Raw genomic sequence first — 14,659 nt, 5'->3', positions numbered from 1 at the left:
CCGTGCTGGCGTATCTCCCGCTCGTCGTCGGCGGCGTCCTGCTCGTCTGTCTCGCCTGCGTCCCGCTGAGCGACGCGCTCACGCGGGCGGTACGCCGCCTCGCCATCGCGCTGTTCGGGTCGCTCGCCCGCTCGCGCGAGCACGTGAACCGGGGACACGCTCGGTCGCTCCGGTCCGCCCACGTCTCGCGGCCGTACGCCGCCTACGCCGCCGTCACCTACCTCTACACGGCCGTCGCAGTCGTCGTCGGCAGCATCCTCGGGCTCTACCTCGGCGCCGCGGGTCTCCTCCTCCTCGACGTGCTCGACGCGCAACTCACGGAGGCCGCCGTCCCGACCGCCGCGTCGTTCACCGCGCTCGAACTGTTCGCCGTCGTCGCACTCGCCGGTGCCACCGTCGGCCTCCTCGCGGGCGTGAGCACCTACCAGTACCGCTGGCTCCTCCCGCAGTACAAGGCGGGCGAGCGCGAGCGCTTCATCGAGAACACCCTCCAGCGCAACGTCGCGTTCATGTTCGCGCTCTCGCGCTCCGGGATGGGGTTCACGAAGATACTGCGCATCCTCTCGGGCAACCAGCACGTCTACGGCGAGACCGCCGCCGAGTTCGGCGTCACCGTCCGCGACATCGACCTCTTCGGCGCGGACGTCATCAACGCCCTCCGGCGGACCGGCCGGCGGACCCCGAGCGAGGACCTCCAGGAGTTCGTCGAGAACCTCACGAGCGTCCTCCAATCCGGCCAGAGCGTCAGCGCCTTCCTCCGCAACGAGTACGACCAGTACAAGGAGGAAGCCGAGAGCGAACAACAGCGCTTCCTCGAACTCCTCTCGACGCTCGCCGAGGGGTACGTCACCGTCTTCGTCGCCGGCCCGCTCTTCCTCATCACCATCCTCGTCGTCATCGGCCTCGTCTCCGGCGGGACGCTCGGCTTCCTCCGGGCGTTCACCTACCTCATCCTCCCGCTGGGGACGCTGGGGTTCATCGTCTACCTCGACACGATAACGAGCGACACCCAGGGCGGGGACGGGGAGCAGGAGGCCGAAGTCCGCTACGACTACGTCACGCGGACGCCCGACGAGGTCAGCACCGCGGCCGACGGCGGCGTCGCAGCGCGAGCGGTCGAATCGGACGACGTCGAGACCGCCGCGCGCAACCACGGCCGACTCGCCGCCTACAACGACCTCGCGCCGGTCCGCTACGCGCTCATGCATCCGGTCGAGACGATAACCGAACGGCCCGTCTGGCTCCTCGTCGTCACCGCCCCGCTCGCCGTCCTCTCCATCGCCGTCCGCTGGGGGCTCACCCTCGGCCAGCGCGACCTCTCGCTCCTCGCGCTCGTCGACCCCGCGAGCCTCGAACGCCTCCTCCCCGTCTTCGACGACGCCGTCGTGCAGGCGCTCCTCTTCCTCATCGGGACGTTCGCGGTCGTCTGGGAGATACGCAAACGCAGACTGGAGGCAATCGAGCGCGCCGTCCCGGACTTCCTCGATCGCCTCGCCAGCACGAACGAGGCCGGGATGCCCATCGTCGCCAGCATCGAGCGCGTCGCCAACGGCGACCTCGGCGGCCTGAACGAGGAGGTCGACCGAACCTGGACGGACGTCCGCTGGGGCGCGCCCGTCGAGGCCGCGCTCAAGCGCTTCGAGACCCGCGTCCGCACGCCGATGATCACGCGCGTCGTCACGCTCACGACGAACGCGATGAGCGCGACGAGTGACCTCGCGCCCGTCCTCCGCATCGCCGCCGACGAGGCCCAATCGACTCAGCGCCTCAAGCGCGAGCGCCGGAACGAACTCGTCACCTACCTCGTCGTCATCTACCTCGCCTTCCTCGTCTTCATCGCCATCATCGTCGCCCTCGACACCATCTTCGTGCCCGCGATTCCGACCGCCGACCAGTTCGCGGGCCCGGCCGGCCAGTCCATCGGGAGTATCGGCCAACTCACCGACGAGAAGAAGGCCGCCTACAGCCTCCTCTTCTTCCACACCGCCCTCGTCCAGGCCGTCTGCTCGGGGTTCGTCGCCGGGCAGATGAGCGAGACGGACATCCGCTCGGGCGCGAAACACGCCTTCATCATGCTCGCCGTCGCCTACGGCATCTTCCTCTTCTTCGCCTGACCCATGCCCGAGACACCCACTCCGACCCCGACCGGCGACCCCGCACCGCACCGCGTCTACGACCGCATCGCCGCCCACTTCTCCGAGACCCGCGCGCACCCGTGGCCCGACGTCGCCGACTTCGTCGCCGAGCGCACGGGGAGACGCGGCCTCGACCTCGGCTGCGGCAACGGACGGCACGCCGAGCTCCTCGCCGACGTCTGCGAGACCGCCGTCGGCGTCGACGCCAGCGCCGGCCTCCTCGCCGAGGCCCGCGCCCGCGCCGCAGAGAGGGAGTACGCCGACGCGCTCGCGCTCCTTCGTGGCGACGCCGAACGCATCCCCCTCCGCGACGACACCGTCAACCTCGCCGTCTACGTCGCCACCCTCCACCACCTCCCGAGTCGGGAGGCGCGCGTCCGCAGTCTGACCGACCTCGCGCGCGTCCTCGCGCCCGGCGGCGAGGCGCTCGTCAGCGTCTGGAGCACGACGCACGACCGATTCGGTCCCGATACCGGGTTCGACACGACCGTCGAGTGGACGCTCCCCGACGGCACGACCGAGAACCGCTACTACCACATCTACGACCCCGCGGAGTTCCGCGCGGACCTCGACGACTCCGCCCTCGACGTCGTCGAGGCCTACGAGTCGCGGGGGAACGCCTACGCCGTCGTCACGTCGTGAAAGGAAGGGATGCACGGTCCGGGATTTGAACCCGGGTCATCAGCTTGGAAGGCTGAGGTCATAGCCGCTAGACCAACCGCGCGCGTTCAGTCGTATCCCCGTCTCGGATAAATCGGTTTCCCTTCTTTCTGGGGTCACCGCCTTCGACCTGCTCATCCCGCACCCGCCCGCTCGCCGCCCGTGACCCGGTGCCCGTAGCGGTACATGAGGAGGAAGCCGGCGCTGGCGACGAGGATGAACGCGGCGGCGGTCCAGAAGGCGACAGCCATCCCGTAGCCGTCCTTGATGGCGCCGACGGCTACGGGGCCGACGACCTGGCCGACCTTCCACGAGATGGAGCGCAGGCTCATCGCGGAGGCGACGGAGTCGAGGCGTTCGCCCTCCTCGACGAAGAGCGACATGCTCGCGGGGAGGCGGATGCTGTCGGCGACGCCGATGATCCCGTAGGCGACGAACATCGTGCAGAACGCGCCGTCGAGGCCGATGGTGTGGCCGAACGCGCCGACGTCGAACGCGGGGAGGAGGGCTTGGGCGGGGCGCGCGAGCGGGATGAGCGCGGTCCCGAGGGCGTACGTGAGCGCCCCGCCGAGGACGAAGTACTGCTCGTTGCCGAGCCGGTCGGTGAGGTCGCCCATCCACCCCTGGAGGAGGGCCTTGACGAGCTTCCCGCCGGCGAGCAGGAGGCCGATCCCGACCGCGGAGACGCCGAACTCGGTGCGGGCGTAGATGGGGAGAAAGAGGATGACCGCCATCTTCCCGACGCTGAAAGCGAAGCGGAAGGTGACGAGGGAGTTGACCATCGGGCGCGCGAGGAGGCCGCGGAAGGTCTCGATGCCGCCGGCCTCCTCGGGGTCCATCGTGCCGCCGGGGTCGTCGCGGAGGTAGACGTAGACGAGGCCGAAGGCGACGAGCGTGACGCCGGAGAGGACGACGAACGTGACGGACGTCTCGAAGGTGTAGAGGAGCGCGCCGCCGACGAGGTCGCCGGCGAAACTGGAGAAGGCGGCGACCTGGTTGTAGGAGCCGAGCCAGCGCCCGCGCTCGCCGTCCGGGCTGATCTCGCCGACGACGCTGGAGCCCGTGATCCAGAGGACGCTGGAGCCGAGCCCCTGGAGCATCCGCACGAGGATGACGTCGATGGCGTTCGAGACGAAGATGAAGCCGACGAAGGTGGCGACGTTGAGGAGGAGGCCGACGAGGAGGAAGCGTTTGGCGTTCCGGGTGTCGACGAGGCGGCCGAGCGGGAGGACGATGAGGAGTTGGACGGCGGCGAACGCCGTCCCGAAGAGCCCCTCGACGAAGCCGGTGGTGCCGAAGGCGTCCGCGAAGAGCGCGATGGCGATGAGGATGGTCGAGTACGCCTGCGCGCGGGCGAACGCGGTGCCCGAGAGGGCGATGAACTCGCGGTCGGCGAAGACGCCGAGGCGGCCGTCGGTCGTGGACACGTCGTGCGTGGAGCTATCGCGCTGACGGCCATAAGCGACCCGACACGCGGACGGGACGCGGGTCGATGCCGAGGAGCGCGAAGCGGGGGTCGTCAACGTCGCTCGCGTTCGCGTTCGTGTCCGCCGTTTATCGGGTGCCGACGCTCAGAGTTCGATGCGCTCGACGAGCTGGTCGTCGTCGCTGCCGACGTTCACGGCGACGATGCGGATGTCGGAGGCGAGCATCGACTCGTGGAGCTTCTCCTTGAGGAGGTTGTCGACCTGATAGACGCCCGCGGCGTTGCGCATCCGTATCTCGACGAGGACGGGCACGTCGTCGCCCGCGCGGAGCGTCACGGACTCGATGGCCTGACTGGAGATGGTGTTGATGCCGCGCCCGCCGCGCTCGTAGGGGATGCGCGAGCGCCCGCGCTCCATGTCGAGGCCGTCGGCGACGCGGATGACGCCCGCCTCGCGCGTCAGGGGCTGCTCCTCCGTGTGGTGACAGAGGATGGCGTGGAGCACCTCGGCCTTCACGCGGACGGCGTCCGCGGTGTCGTAGAACTCCGTGAGGAGCCGGTCCAGGACGTCCGCGGCGAGCGGAATCGACCAGTAGGCGTGCTCGTCGCGGTGGACGACGTGACCGATGTCGTGGAGCGTCGCCGCGAGCGCGACGATGACGGGTTCGTCCGCCTCGTCGAGGCCCTGGTCGGCCGCGCCGTTGAACGCGACGCCGCCGCGCTTCAGGAGGTCGTAGAGTCGCAGCGCGCGACTCCGCACGATCTCGACGTGCTTCGCCCCGTGGTCGTTGTACCCCTTGCGCGTGACCGGGTTGACGTTCTGGGCGTCGAGGAGCGTGGTTATCTCCGGGTCCTCGCGGACGGCGGCGAGGACGTCGTTGAGCCGGTCGTCCGGGAACGCGTGCTCGGCCGCGGGGTCGTACTCGCGGAGCCCGCGCGACCCGTCGTCGGCGTCGGCCCCGCCATCGGCGTCCGTCTCGGGAACGTCGCTGTCGCTCATGGACGGACGTGCGACCGGACGCGCTAAAAAGACGGTGGGGTCGTGCCGGCGGACGGGCCGGCGCGTCGAGCGTGCGCGTTACTCCGCGGCTTCCGCGGCGGCCTCCTCGACTTCGTCGTAGTCCGGCTCGACGCCGGGGTCGTCGGTCACCCACTTGTAGGTGACCTCGCCGTCGGCGTCGACGACGAAGACGGAGCGCTTGGCGACGGCGTAGCCGAAGCCGGCGAAGTCCTCGTCGACGACGTCGAACGCCTCGATGGCCTCCTTATCGGAGTCGCTCACGAGGTCGAAAGAGAGGTCGTTCTGGTCGCGGAACTCGTTGTTCGCGAAGGGCGTGTCGACGCTGACGCCGTAGACGGTCGCGCCGACGTCCTCGAACGCGCCGAGGTTGTCGCGGAACGTGCACATCTCGTCCGTGCAGACGCCCGTGAACGCCCCGGGATAGAACGCGAGGACGACCGGCTCGTCGCCGAGTTCCTCGGAGAGGGTGAACGAGTCTACGTCGCCGTCGGCGAGCGGTGCCGTGAAGTCGGGTGCGTCGTCTCCAACGTCAACCATACGCGCCGTTTCGAACGCATCCGGTATGACGGTTGCGCTCTCGGTACAACGAGCAAAAGGCCTATAACGAGCAGTTTGCTACGGTGTGGTAGAGATGGTCACCAGTACGCCACTGTTCCTGGGCGGCTTCCCCGGCGGGATGGAGTTGGCGCTCGTCCTGCTCATCGCGGTACTGCTCTTCGGCGCGAACAAGATTCCCAAACTCGCACGCTCCACCGGGCAGGCGATGGGCGAGTTCCAGCGCGGCCGCGAGGAGATCGAGAACGAACTCGAAGAGGTCCGCGAGGGAGGCGCGACGACGGAGGGCGACGCCGACGTCACCACGGACACCGACGTCGAGACGGAGTCCATCGACTCCGACACCGAGAGCACGACGTCGAAGAACGCGTAAACGCCGCCGCGACGAAGAGCAACCGTTTTTCATCCCCAGTCGCGTAGCCACCGCCGCAGGGCGTGTGGCCAAGCGGATACGGCGAGCGGTTCCTAACCGCTAGATCGCGGGTTCGAGTCCCGCCACGCCCGTTTTCACGACTGCGTCGGAAAACGGGGAGTGGCTCCGCGAGACCTCCGGTCTCGCTCAGTCCCTCTCGTTCGCGTCGCTCACTCGCGGGACTCCCGCCACGCCCGCTGTGCTGCCGAGTGTAGAGGCGAAGAGCGACGCGTACGGGAGTCGAATCAGTGAGGATGCGCGCAGCGGAGCGAGCACGTCCGACCGTTCCCGCGCCGGTCACTCGACTTGGACGGTCACGTCGGTCCGTGAGACGACGGCGGACTCACCGTCGAGCGTGCATCTGGCGGTTTCGCTCGTCGGCATCGAGACGTCGGTGCAGGCCTCGACGTCCGCGAACGACCGGGACCACGCGTCGGCGCGTGGCGTCTCGACCGTGACGGTGACGGGCCCGTCGAGTACGGTGACACCGCGTGTGCCCGGGCCACGGGCCGCGAACGACACGCGTGCCCGGGTCCGCCCGCCGACCGTCCCACCCGTGGCGGTCGTGTTGATGACGGGAACGAGGGCGCGACCGCCGCCGGGCGCGACGCGGACGTCGGGGTCGTCGAGCACCACCGCGTCGGCGCCGTCCGAGCGGAGCACCGCGCCGCCGACGTAGACGAACCGGCTGTCCTCGTATCGGTAGACGAGCGGTGTCAGAGTCGCGTGCACGCTCCTCTCCGACCCGTTGACCGTGATTCGGACGTCGTCGCCGGGGCCGAGCGTCGCGCCGGCGAGGCCGACGCCGACCGTCCGGGAGGGCGCGCCACGGTAGACGACGTCGTTCGCCGTCGTGTCGATGGCGTCGAACGCCGTTTCGGCGTTCGAGAGCCGCTGGGCGTCGCGGGCGTCCTGCAGTCCCGTGAGCCCCGCGGTGTAGATGACGCCGACGGACGTGATGATGAGCGCGAAGATGAGGACGAACCCGACGGCGTCGCTCACGCCGCGCTCAGTCATCGCTGACCACCCGTAGCCCGTCGCCGGCGGCCCCCCGGGTCGTTATCTCGACGTCGCCCCCGGTGACGGTCGCGTTTACGACGTCGCGGTCCGTGTGTAGGGTCCGCGTCACGACGACGTTCTCGCTCGGTGCGGCGAGACGAACGCGCGTCACGCCGTCGGCGTGCGAGACGCGTATCGTGTACGTCCGGCCGACGACGCGAGCCGGGGCGTCGCTTCGGACGGTGACGCCCCCGGCGTCGGCGGTTCCGGCGAGCCGGTCGGCGGCTGCGAGGTCCGCGACGAGGCGGTCGCTGACGACGGCGAGCTGGCCACGAACGGCGTCCTGGCGCTGCCGGTCGACGTAGTCGGTGACGGCGATGAGCAGGCCGGTGACGAGCAGGAGCGCGACCGTGATGTTGAGGACGTAGCCGAGCGCGGTCGCCGCACCGCGGTCGTCGCCCATCAGACGCGCCACACGACCACCTCGACGGTGACGACGGCGTACACTTCTCCGTCCGGGTCGGTGTCGGACACGAAGTACGCCGGGTCGGCCGCGCCGAGCGCCTCCCCGGTTCCGTTGGTGGGGAGCGTGCGGTCGTGGTCGTAGAGCGTCACGGGTCGCCGGACGGTGACGGCGGCGTCGCCGGGCTCGCCGTTGTGGACGAACCGGACGACGCGGCGCTCGCCGTCCTCGTGGTAGACGAACCGGACGTTGTACGCCGCGCCGCGGTCCGCGAGCGTCTCGTTCAGCCGGTCGAGGAACCGGAGGTCGCCTGTCGGCCCCGCGCCCCCGTACGGTCGTTCGAGCGGGTCCGCGGGGTCGCCGGTCTCGTTTCGGTACCGCACCGCGTCCCGGAGCTCGCCGTCGTCGCTCGCGGCGAAGACGCCCTGTACCGTCGCGCGGTCCTGCTGGCCGGCGTGCTGGTTCGCGGTCGAGCCGAGCAACGGTGGCGTCGTGGTCATCTGGACGGCGATGATGACGGCGGAGACGACGAGGAGTGCCGCCATGACGCTCTCCAGGGTGTGCGCCTGCCCGCGTTCGGGGCCGTCCGCGGCGTTCACCAGACGACCACCCGGAGTTCGTACGTCGTGCCGTCGGGCGCGGTGACGGCACGCCGGGAGGCGGTCGTCGGCGCGTCCACGGACGGGGTCGGGCCGTCGGCGGCGACGACCCGGCCGGCGCTCGCGGTTCGGAGCGTGAGGTTGAGGAACGTCCCCGGCGGGAGCGTCTCGGAGACGTTCGAGCGCGCGGCCGCGAGCGCCCCGTCGGTGGGCGGGCCGGAGAGTTCGTAGGGGGTCTCCGTCGCGAGTTCGTCCCGCGCGAGGTCGTCGGCGACACGGTCGGCGACGACGCCGTTGCCGGCTCCCGGCGCGGTGGCCGGCGCGAGCAGCGAGGGGACGAACGCGAAGACGAATATCACGGTGAGGAGGAAGACGCTCACCCCGGCGGCGAAGTCGAGCGTCGTCTGCGCGCGGTCTCGGGTGTTCCGGGTCATCGTCAGATGAACGCGAAGACGAGCAACGCGACGGTCGGCAGGACGATGGCGAACTTCACGCCCGAGAGGAGGTCGGCGTCGCGGATGTACCCCGCGATGAACCCGGAGAGGATGCCCTGAATCGTGACGGCGTGGAAGAACATCATGTTCATCATCTGGATGTCGATGCTCGCCCCGAAGCTCATGTTGCCGCCGCCCGCGCTCGACGACGCGCCGCCGCTGGCCTGCGTGGCGAGCCCCGCCATCACGTCGAGGAACTTCACCTTCAGGATGGCCATGACGGCGAGCAGGGTCAGGTAGGTCATGATGATGATGACGATCTGCATCCGGGTGCGGGACTTGCGTTCGCGTTCGAGGTCGTCCTGCGTCTCGGACGACTGTGCGGCCGTCGTGAGCACCGCCGAAATCTGACTGGAGGCCTCCTGGGCCTTGCTGACGAGCTTGACGGTGCGCGCGAGGCGGGGGATGTGGTACTTGTTGTTGAACTCGACGAGCGCGTCGCGCAGGCTCGTCCCGTAGTTCACCTTCGCGTGGATGACGCGGAACTCCTCGGCGAGCTTCCCCGAGGACGTCTCGGAGACCGTCTTGATGGATTCGAGGAGGGTGAGGCCGGTGTCGTTCGCCGAGGAGAGCTTCCGGAGGTCGTCCGAGAGGTTGTTGACGACGCGGCGACGCGAGCGGAGGTTCCACAACCGGAAGGCCGCGAGCGGGATGAAGACGATGTAGAGCGGGAGGTAGACCCAGACGAACGTCCCCGCGATGGGGTTGGCCTGCATCCGGTCGAGGCTCGTCGGTGCCGTCCCCTGCGCGACGGCGAGCCCGAGGATGACGAGCGCGGCCGGGACGGTGAGCCCGAGCGTGTAGAGCGGGTGGCGCTTGAAGAACAGGTGTGGGTGCGTGAGCAGCCACTTCGCCTCGTGCGTCCCCTCGCGGCTGTAGATGCGCTCGAAGAGCGCGCCCTCCCCGCGGAAGCGCTCGATGAGGCCGAGGTCGAAGAGCCCGGGTTCGCGCGACGTCGAGGAGGCGTCGCTCTCGTCGAGGCGGAGGTAGCCGTCGCCGGGTTCGTCCTCCTTCACGGTCGAGACGAGGACGAGGAAGCCGACGCCGACCAGCGGGATGAGCGCGTACACCGTCCCGTAGAGGAGCGTCGTCTTCGAGTCCCCCATCATGCTCATGATGACGAGGATGATGATGAGGAGGAGCGGGAACAGAGAGAGCGTCATGTACATCTCGCCGAAGAGCTCGAGGGTGTCGAGGGTGAGCTGTTGTTGCTGTTTCGCCGTCCGCATGTGTTTGTCCTTCTTGTCGGAGAGGAAGTCCGTCATGTCGCCCCCGCTGTTGACGATGGAGAGCATGTCCGTGAGGAACTGCCCGAGTTCGTCCGACGGCGTCTCCATCGAGCGGTTGCGCACCGCGCTCCGGTAGTCCGTGTCGAAGTACTCCGTCTCCTGGACGATGCTGCGAAACTCCAGGGCGACCTCGCCGTACGTGTCGTCGGCCTTCGCCATCGCGGAGAGTATCTCCAGTTGGTTCATCCCGCCCATCGAGAGGGCGTACATGAACGCGATGGCGTCCGGGAGCAGCATGTTGATCTCGCGTTTGCGTTCGCCGGCCTGCATGTAGGGGACGCCGACGAGGCCGCCGAACCCCGCGGCGAACCCGATGCTCCCGAAGACGAGGCCGGTGAGGACGATCAACGCCGGGACCTTGACCGCGTTGATGAACGCGAGCAGCGCGTCGTTGGCGATGTAGAGCCCGATGATGGTGTCGGTGCTGATGACCATCATGAACAGCACCCAGCCGAGCAGCGTGCCGAGGACCCAGAAGAGGACGCCGACGATGGCACCGACGCCGAGCGCGCGCGAGAGGAACAACTCGACGGTCTCGTCGCGGCGCGCCTCCGCGAGTTTCGTCTCGACGTTGGCGACGAAGTCGCTCGAATCGTCGAAGAGCCACTCGTAGAGCGGGAAGAAGGCGTCCCCGAGCGCGTCCGACGAACTGTATCCCGTGTCGCCGAGGCTCATTCGTCGGACCCTGTGCGACCCGTTCCGTCGTCCGGTGCGTCGTCCGATGCGTCGCCCGGCGCGTCGTCACCCGCGGACGGGTCGCCGCCGTCGGCTTCGGCGTCGCGCGACCCCTCCGCGTCCTCGCCCGCGGCCTCGATGGTTGGCGTCTCGCCGCTGTCGTCGACGACGACGTCCTGGTCGGCGGCGCTCGCGGCCGCCTCGGAGAGCGCGAAACTGATGTCGGGGGCTTCCTCGCCGCGGTATTCCTCGAAGAGGGTGCCCTCCGCGCGCTCCAGGAGTTCGCCGGCCTCCTCGTAGACGTCCTCGGTCGGGTCGGGCCGGGGAACCATCTCCTCCTTCTCGGGGTCGACGTCGATGAGGACGGACTCCATCCCGCGCAGGTCCGCGAGGCTCTCCGTGAGCGCGTCGTTCGCCAGCAGCGTCAGGATGGTGTCGGGGTCCGCGATGTACGCCTGGAGGGTCGCGGCGACCTCGGTGTACTCGCTGAGGCCGTTGCGCACGAGATACGCGAGGACGACCTGGCGCTCGAATATCTCGCGTTCGAGACGCTCGCGAGACCACCCGCGGTCGAACTGAATCTCGTCGAGCGTGTTCGAGTCGGTGAGCTGTCGGAACTCGTCGCCTTCGGGCTCCCACTGGAAGACGTCGCTGACGTTGATTTCGTCGTTCTCGGCGTCGTATCGGTTTATCTCCGTGATGTTCCGGTTACGACGCACTTTCCGGCCGTTCACGCGCGTCTGCGCCTGAATCGAGACGAGGTCGAGGGCGGTGAACAGCGTCTTCGAGACGTTGATCGGCTCCGTCGTGAAGCGCTTGAGGACCTCGCCGACGTTGTCCGCGTGGAACGTCGTGTACGTCGTGTGACCGGTGCTCATCACCTGGAAGAGCGTCCGGCCCTCCTCACCGCGCACCTCGCCCATGACGATGTAGTCGGGGCGCTGGCGGAGCGCGGCCTCCAGCAGGTCGAACTCGTCGATGTCCCCCTTCTCGTCCTCGCCGAACGAGGGCCGGGTGACGGAGGCGACCCAGTTGCGCTGGGGCAACTCGACCTCCCGGGTGTCCTCGATGGAGACGATCTTCGCGTTCGACGGGATGAACAGGGAGACGGCGTTCAGGCTCGTCGTCTTCCCGGAGGCGGTGCCGCCCGCGAAGATGAGGCTCTTGTTGTTCTCGATGCAGAGCCAGAGGAACGCCATCTCCTCCAAGGAGAACGTCTTCCAGTTGATGAGGTCGACGGGCGTGAACGGGACGTCCTTGAACTGCCGTATCGTGTAGTTCGTCCCGTGGTCGCTGACCTCCTGGCCGAGCGTCAGCTGGGCGCGCGAGCCGTCCGGGAGCGTCGCGTCCACCTGCGGCTGGCGCTTGCTGATACCCTTCCCGGAGCGCTGGGCGAGCTTCACGACGAAGTCGTCGAGGCTCTCCTTGCCGTGGTAGACGTTCGTGATGAGCTGCTCGTAGTCGGAGTGGTACGCGAACACCGGGGAGTTGTAGCCGTCGCAGGAGATGTCCTCGACGTTCACGTCGTGTTTGATGCCGTCGATGCGCTCGTAACCGATGAAGTCCCGCTTGAGGTAGTAGAGGAGTTTCTCCACCTGGTACTGCGTGAGCGTGTCGGTGTCCTCCGCCAACACCGCGGGCTCGGGGCGCGCCGCGATGCCGTCGAGGGCCGTCGGTGGCCCGGACTCAGTCTCCGCTTCGTCCGCGTCCTCCACCGACGTCTCGTCGTCCTCGCCGCCCCCCAACAGCCCCTTCACGCGCTCCAGCGGCGAGGCGTCCTCGTCGCCGTCGAGGGCGTCGCGGAGGCGGTCGGCCGCGGAGCGGGAGTCGACGTCGGTGCCGGTCGCGCCCGTCCCGCCCTCGTCGCCACCGTTCGACCCGGCATCGCTCCCCGCCGCGTCGCTCGCGTCTTCGCCCGCCTCCTCGTTCGCCTCCGCTTCCCCGTCGCTCGTCTCGCCGCCCTCGCTTCCGCTCGGCCCACCGTTATTCGCCTCGTCGTTCGCTCCGCCGCTCGACCCGTCCGTCCCGCGGTCGACCAGCGAGCGCAGCCGCTCGGTGACCGGGACGTCGTCGGCCGCCTCGCCCTGTCCCGTGAGGGTCTCGACGAGCTCCCGGAGACGCTCTGCCGCCGAGGGGCCCCCGCGGGTCTCGGCGTAGATGTCGTAGCGTTCGAGCAGGTCGCGGGTCTGGCGTTCGATGACCGCGCGACGCTCGTCCATCGTCCCCTCGGCCGCGACGTCGCCGCTCGAATACTTGATCGCGGTGCGGAGCTTCCCCGTCAGGAACTCCTGGAGGTCGTCCTCGACGGCGTTCCGATAGGGCTCGACGAGGTAGTACTTCATCTCGTTCTCCTTCTCGGAGTGGAAGAGAACGACGAACGCGTAGGGCTTGTTCACCCAGTAGCGCTCGACCTCCGAGAAGTGGGTCTTCTTCGCCGGCGCGACCGCCTTCTCGAGGTCGTAGCGGTTCGCCATCGTCGTGTTCCCGTGGACGTCGGAGAAGAACGCGTCCTCGTCGACGTCCGACTCGACGTCGAGCGTCCGCTCGTCGACCACCGACTCGATGACGGCTGCGGCGTCGCCGCCGGCTGCGAGGACGCCGTCGACGTCGTCGCGTTCGAACCCGAGGTAGTCGGCGGGGTCGAGGGCCTCCTCGTCCTCCCCGCGATACTCCGCCTCGAAGTCGGCCCACGTGTACTCGTCCTTGGCGACGCGTGGGCCGTCGTCCGCCGTCGACTCCTCGACGGCGGTCGCACCGTCGACGTCGTCGGTCGGGCCCCCCGCGTTCCCGACCGCCGCGTCGTCGGCGTCGTCCGTGGACATCGTAGGAACTTCGGCAATCTACTTGAAAAACGTTTGTGGCCGACTCGGCGCGCGACCCGACGCGGTTCGACAGCACTTAACTCGCGGGCGTCCGATGGTCGATACATGGAAGACGTCTTCATCGCACGTGTGATGACGGCCGGTGCGACGACCGTCACGCCCGAGACCTCCGTCGAGGAGGCCGCCCAGGTGATGCTCGATCAGGGTATCGGCTCCGTCGTCGTCGTCGACGAGGAGGGACGCCTCGCGGGAATCCTGACGACCACCGACTTCGTCCGAATCGTCGCGGAGCGCCAGCCGAAGGACGAGTCCACGGTCGCGGACTTCATGACGACCGACGTCGTGACCGCGGTCGCCCAGGACGTCGTGACCGACGTCGCGAAGAAGCTCCTCGAACACCAGATTCACCACATCCCCGTCGTGACCGACGACGACCACATCATCGGCATCGCCACCACGACGGACCTCACGTCGTACGTCACGACGCTCGAAGAGTACGAATAACCCACTCGCGGCGGTCGCAACGGCCCGTTTCTCCCGGTTCCGTCGCCGACGTCGAGCGCCGTCGCCGTTCGCGCGTGGACGGCGCGTGTCTCGCGCGGATGAGCGGGACAGCGATGAGTGAGTGAGTGAGCGGGACACCGACGACACGTTCGGACGGGGACAACGCTTAGGCCGCGGGCGCGCGTCCGGCCGACACGATGGCCGACCTCGAAACCACGACCGTCTCGAACGAGGGGCACGTCGCGTCCTCCCGCGTCGGCGACTTCCGCCTCACGACGGACGCGGACGACGACGCCGGGCCGAACCCGAGCGCCGTCCTCCTCGCCGACTACGCCGCCTGCTACGTCTCCGCGCTCCGCGTCGTCGCCGCGGACGCGGGCCACGACGACCTCGGAGAGGTGCGCATCGAGGCCGAGGCCGACCGCGCGGACGGCGTCATCGAGGCGATCCGGTTCGACGTCGCCGTCGAGGCCGCCCTCGACGCGGCGGCCGCGACCGACGTCGCCGAGAACGCCCTCGACGCGAGTCACGTCGGCGCGGCGCTCCGCGAGGACCTCCGCGCGGACGTCTCCGTCGAGACGGACGCCGTCTGAGGGACGGCCGGG

The 14,659-nt window shown here is 69.0% G+C and carries 14 protein-coding genes and 2 tRNA genes; 6 read left to right on the top strand and 10 right to left on the bottom strand.

The features are described from left to right. Positions 1 to 2: 2 nt before the first annotated feature. Both IEX84_RS07455 and IEX84_RS07450 read left to right on the top strand, forming a co-directional pair. Positions 3 to 2,114, top strand: a complete 2,112-nt coding sequence (locus IEX84_RS07455; protein WP_188871438.1) for a type II secretion system F family protein — start codon at positions 3 to 5, stop codon at positions 2,112 to 2,114. Between the two features lie 3 nt (positions 2,115 to 2,117). Further along, positions 2,118 to 2,777, top strand: a complete 660-nt coding sequence (locus IEX84_RS07450) for a class I SAM-dependent methyltransferase (RefSeq protein WP_188871436.1) — start codon at positions 2,118 to 2,120, stop codon at positions 2,775 to 2,777. Positions 2,778 to 2,787: 10 nt separating this feature from the next. Here the strand turns inward: IEX84_RS07450 and IEX84_RS07445 are convergent. From IEX84_RS07445 to IEX84_RS07430, 4 genes are all read right to left on the bottom strand, one after another. Beyond that, positions 2,788 to 2,859: transfer RNA gene (locus IEX84_RS07445), tRNA-Gly, on the bottom strand. A 70-nt stretch (positions 2,860 to 2,929) separates the two neighbouring features. After that, positions 2,930 to 4,222: an MFS transporter gene (locus IEX84_RS07440; protein ID WP_188871434.1), complete on the bottom strand. Its 1,293-nt coding sequence runs from the start codon at positions 4,220 to 4,222 to the stop codon at positions 2,930 to 2,932. Between the two features lie 144 nt (positions 4,223 to 4,366). After that, complete coding sequence (locus IEX84_RS07435; RefSeq protein ID WP_188871432.1) at positions 4,367 to 5,221, bottom strand: HD domain-containing protein; 855 nt, start codon at positions 5,219 to 5,221, stop codon at positions 4,367 to 4,369. A 78-nt stretch (positions 5,222 to 5,299) separates the two neighbouring features. After that, positions 5,300 to 5,779, bottom strand: coding sequence for a redoxin domain-containing protein (locus IEX84_RS07430; RefSeq protein WP_188871430.1), 480 nt, complete (start codon positions 5,777 to 5,779; stop codon positions 5,300 to 5,302). A gap of 94 nt (positions 5,780 to 5,873) precedes the next feature. On the opposite strand from IEX84_RS07430, the gene IEX84_RS07425 reads away from it, so the two are divergent. Beyond that, a complete protein-coding gene (locus IEX84_RS07425; protein ID WP_188871428.1) occupies positions 5,874 to 6,170 on the top strand; it encodes a Sec-independent protein translocase subunit TatA/TatB in 297 nt (98 codons plus the stop codon). A 58-nt stretch (positions 6,171 to 6,228) separates the two neighbouring features. Then, positions 6,229 to 6,301: transfer RNA gene (locus tag IEX84_RS07420), tRNA-Arg, on the top strand. Between the two features lie 205 nt (positions 6,302 to 6,506). On the opposite strand, the gene IEX84_RS07415 is transcribed toward IEX84_RS07420, so the two are convergent. From IEX84_RS07415 to IEX84_RS14575, 6 genes are read right to left on the bottom strand one after another with little or no spacing between them, the layout of a single operon-like run. Next, complete coding sequence (locus tag IEX84_RS07415) at positions 6,507 to 7,226, bottom strand: DUF7289 family protein (RefSeq protein ID WP_188871426.1); 720 nt, start codon at positions 7,224 to 7,226, stop codon at positions 6,507 to 6,509. Next, positions 7,219 to 7,671 carry a DUF7266 family protein gene (locus IEX84_RS07410; protein WP_188871424.1) on the bottom strand — a complete coding sequence of 151 codons (453 nt, stop codon included), beginning with the start codon at positions 7,669 to 7,671 and terminating at the stop codon, positions 7,219 to 7,221. Before IEX84_RS07410 ends, IEX84_RS07415 begins: the two co-directional genes overlap by 8 nt. Next, positions 7,671 to 8,270, bottom strand: coding sequence for a DUF7288 family protein (locus tag IEX84_RS07405; RefSeq protein WP_188871422.1), 600 nt, complete (start codon positions 8,268 to 8,270; stop codon positions 7,671 to 7,673). The genes IEX84_RS07410 and IEX84_RS07405 overlap by 1 nt, the downstream gene beginning before the upstream one ends. Then, on the bottom strand, positions 8,267 to 8,704 hold the full coding sequence (locus IEX84_RS07400) for a DUF7287 family protein (RefSeq protein WP_188871420.1): 438 nt from the start codon (positions 8,702 to 8,704) through the stop codon (positions 8,267 to 8,269). Before IEX84_RS07400 ends, IEX84_RS07405 begins: the two co-directional genes overlap by 4 nt. Positions 8,705 to 8,706: 2 nt before the next feature. Then, positions 8,707 to 10,728 carry a type II secretion system F family protein gene (locus tag IEX84_RS07395; protein WP_188871418.1) on the bottom strand — a complete coding sequence of 674 codons (2,022 nt, stop codon included), beginning with the start codon at positions 10,726 to 10,728 and terminating at the stop codon, positions 8,707 to 8,709. Further along, complete coding sequence (locus IEX84_RS14575; RefSeq protein WP_229732336.1) at positions 10,725 to 13,550, bottom strand: type II/IV secretion system ATPase subunit; 2,826 nt, start codon at positions 13,548 to 13,550, stop codon at positions 10,725 to 10,727. The genes IEX84_RS07395 and IEX84_RS14575 overlap by 4 nt, the downstream gene beginning before the upstream one ends. A gap of 105 nt (positions 13,551 to 13,655) precedes the next feature. Here IEX84_RS14575 and IEX84_RS07385 point away from each other — a divergent pair, with 105 nt between their 5' ends. Next, positions 13,656 to 14,054, top strand: a complete 399-nt coding sequence (locus IEX84_RS07385) for a CBS domain-containing protein (protein WP_188871416.1) — start codon at positions 13,656 to 13,658, stop codon at positions 14,052 to 14,054. Positions 14,055 to 14,251: 197 nt separating this feature from the next. Continuing rightward, positions 14,252 to 14,647, top strand: a complete 396-nt coding sequence (locus IEX84_RS07380; protein WP_188871414.1) for an OsmC family protein — start codon at positions 14,252 to 14,254, stop codon at positions 14,645 to 14,647. The last annotated feature ends 12 nt before the right edge of the window (positions 14,648 to 14,659 follow it).

It is taken from the genome of Halarchaeum rubridurum (assembly GCF_014647115.1).
In the GTDB taxonomy this organism is placed as follows: Archaea; Halobacteriota; Halobacteria; order Halobacteriales; family Halobacteriaceae; genus Halarchaeum; species Halarchaeum rubridurum.
This window is presented reverse-complemented; position numbering and strand designations above follow the sequence as displayed.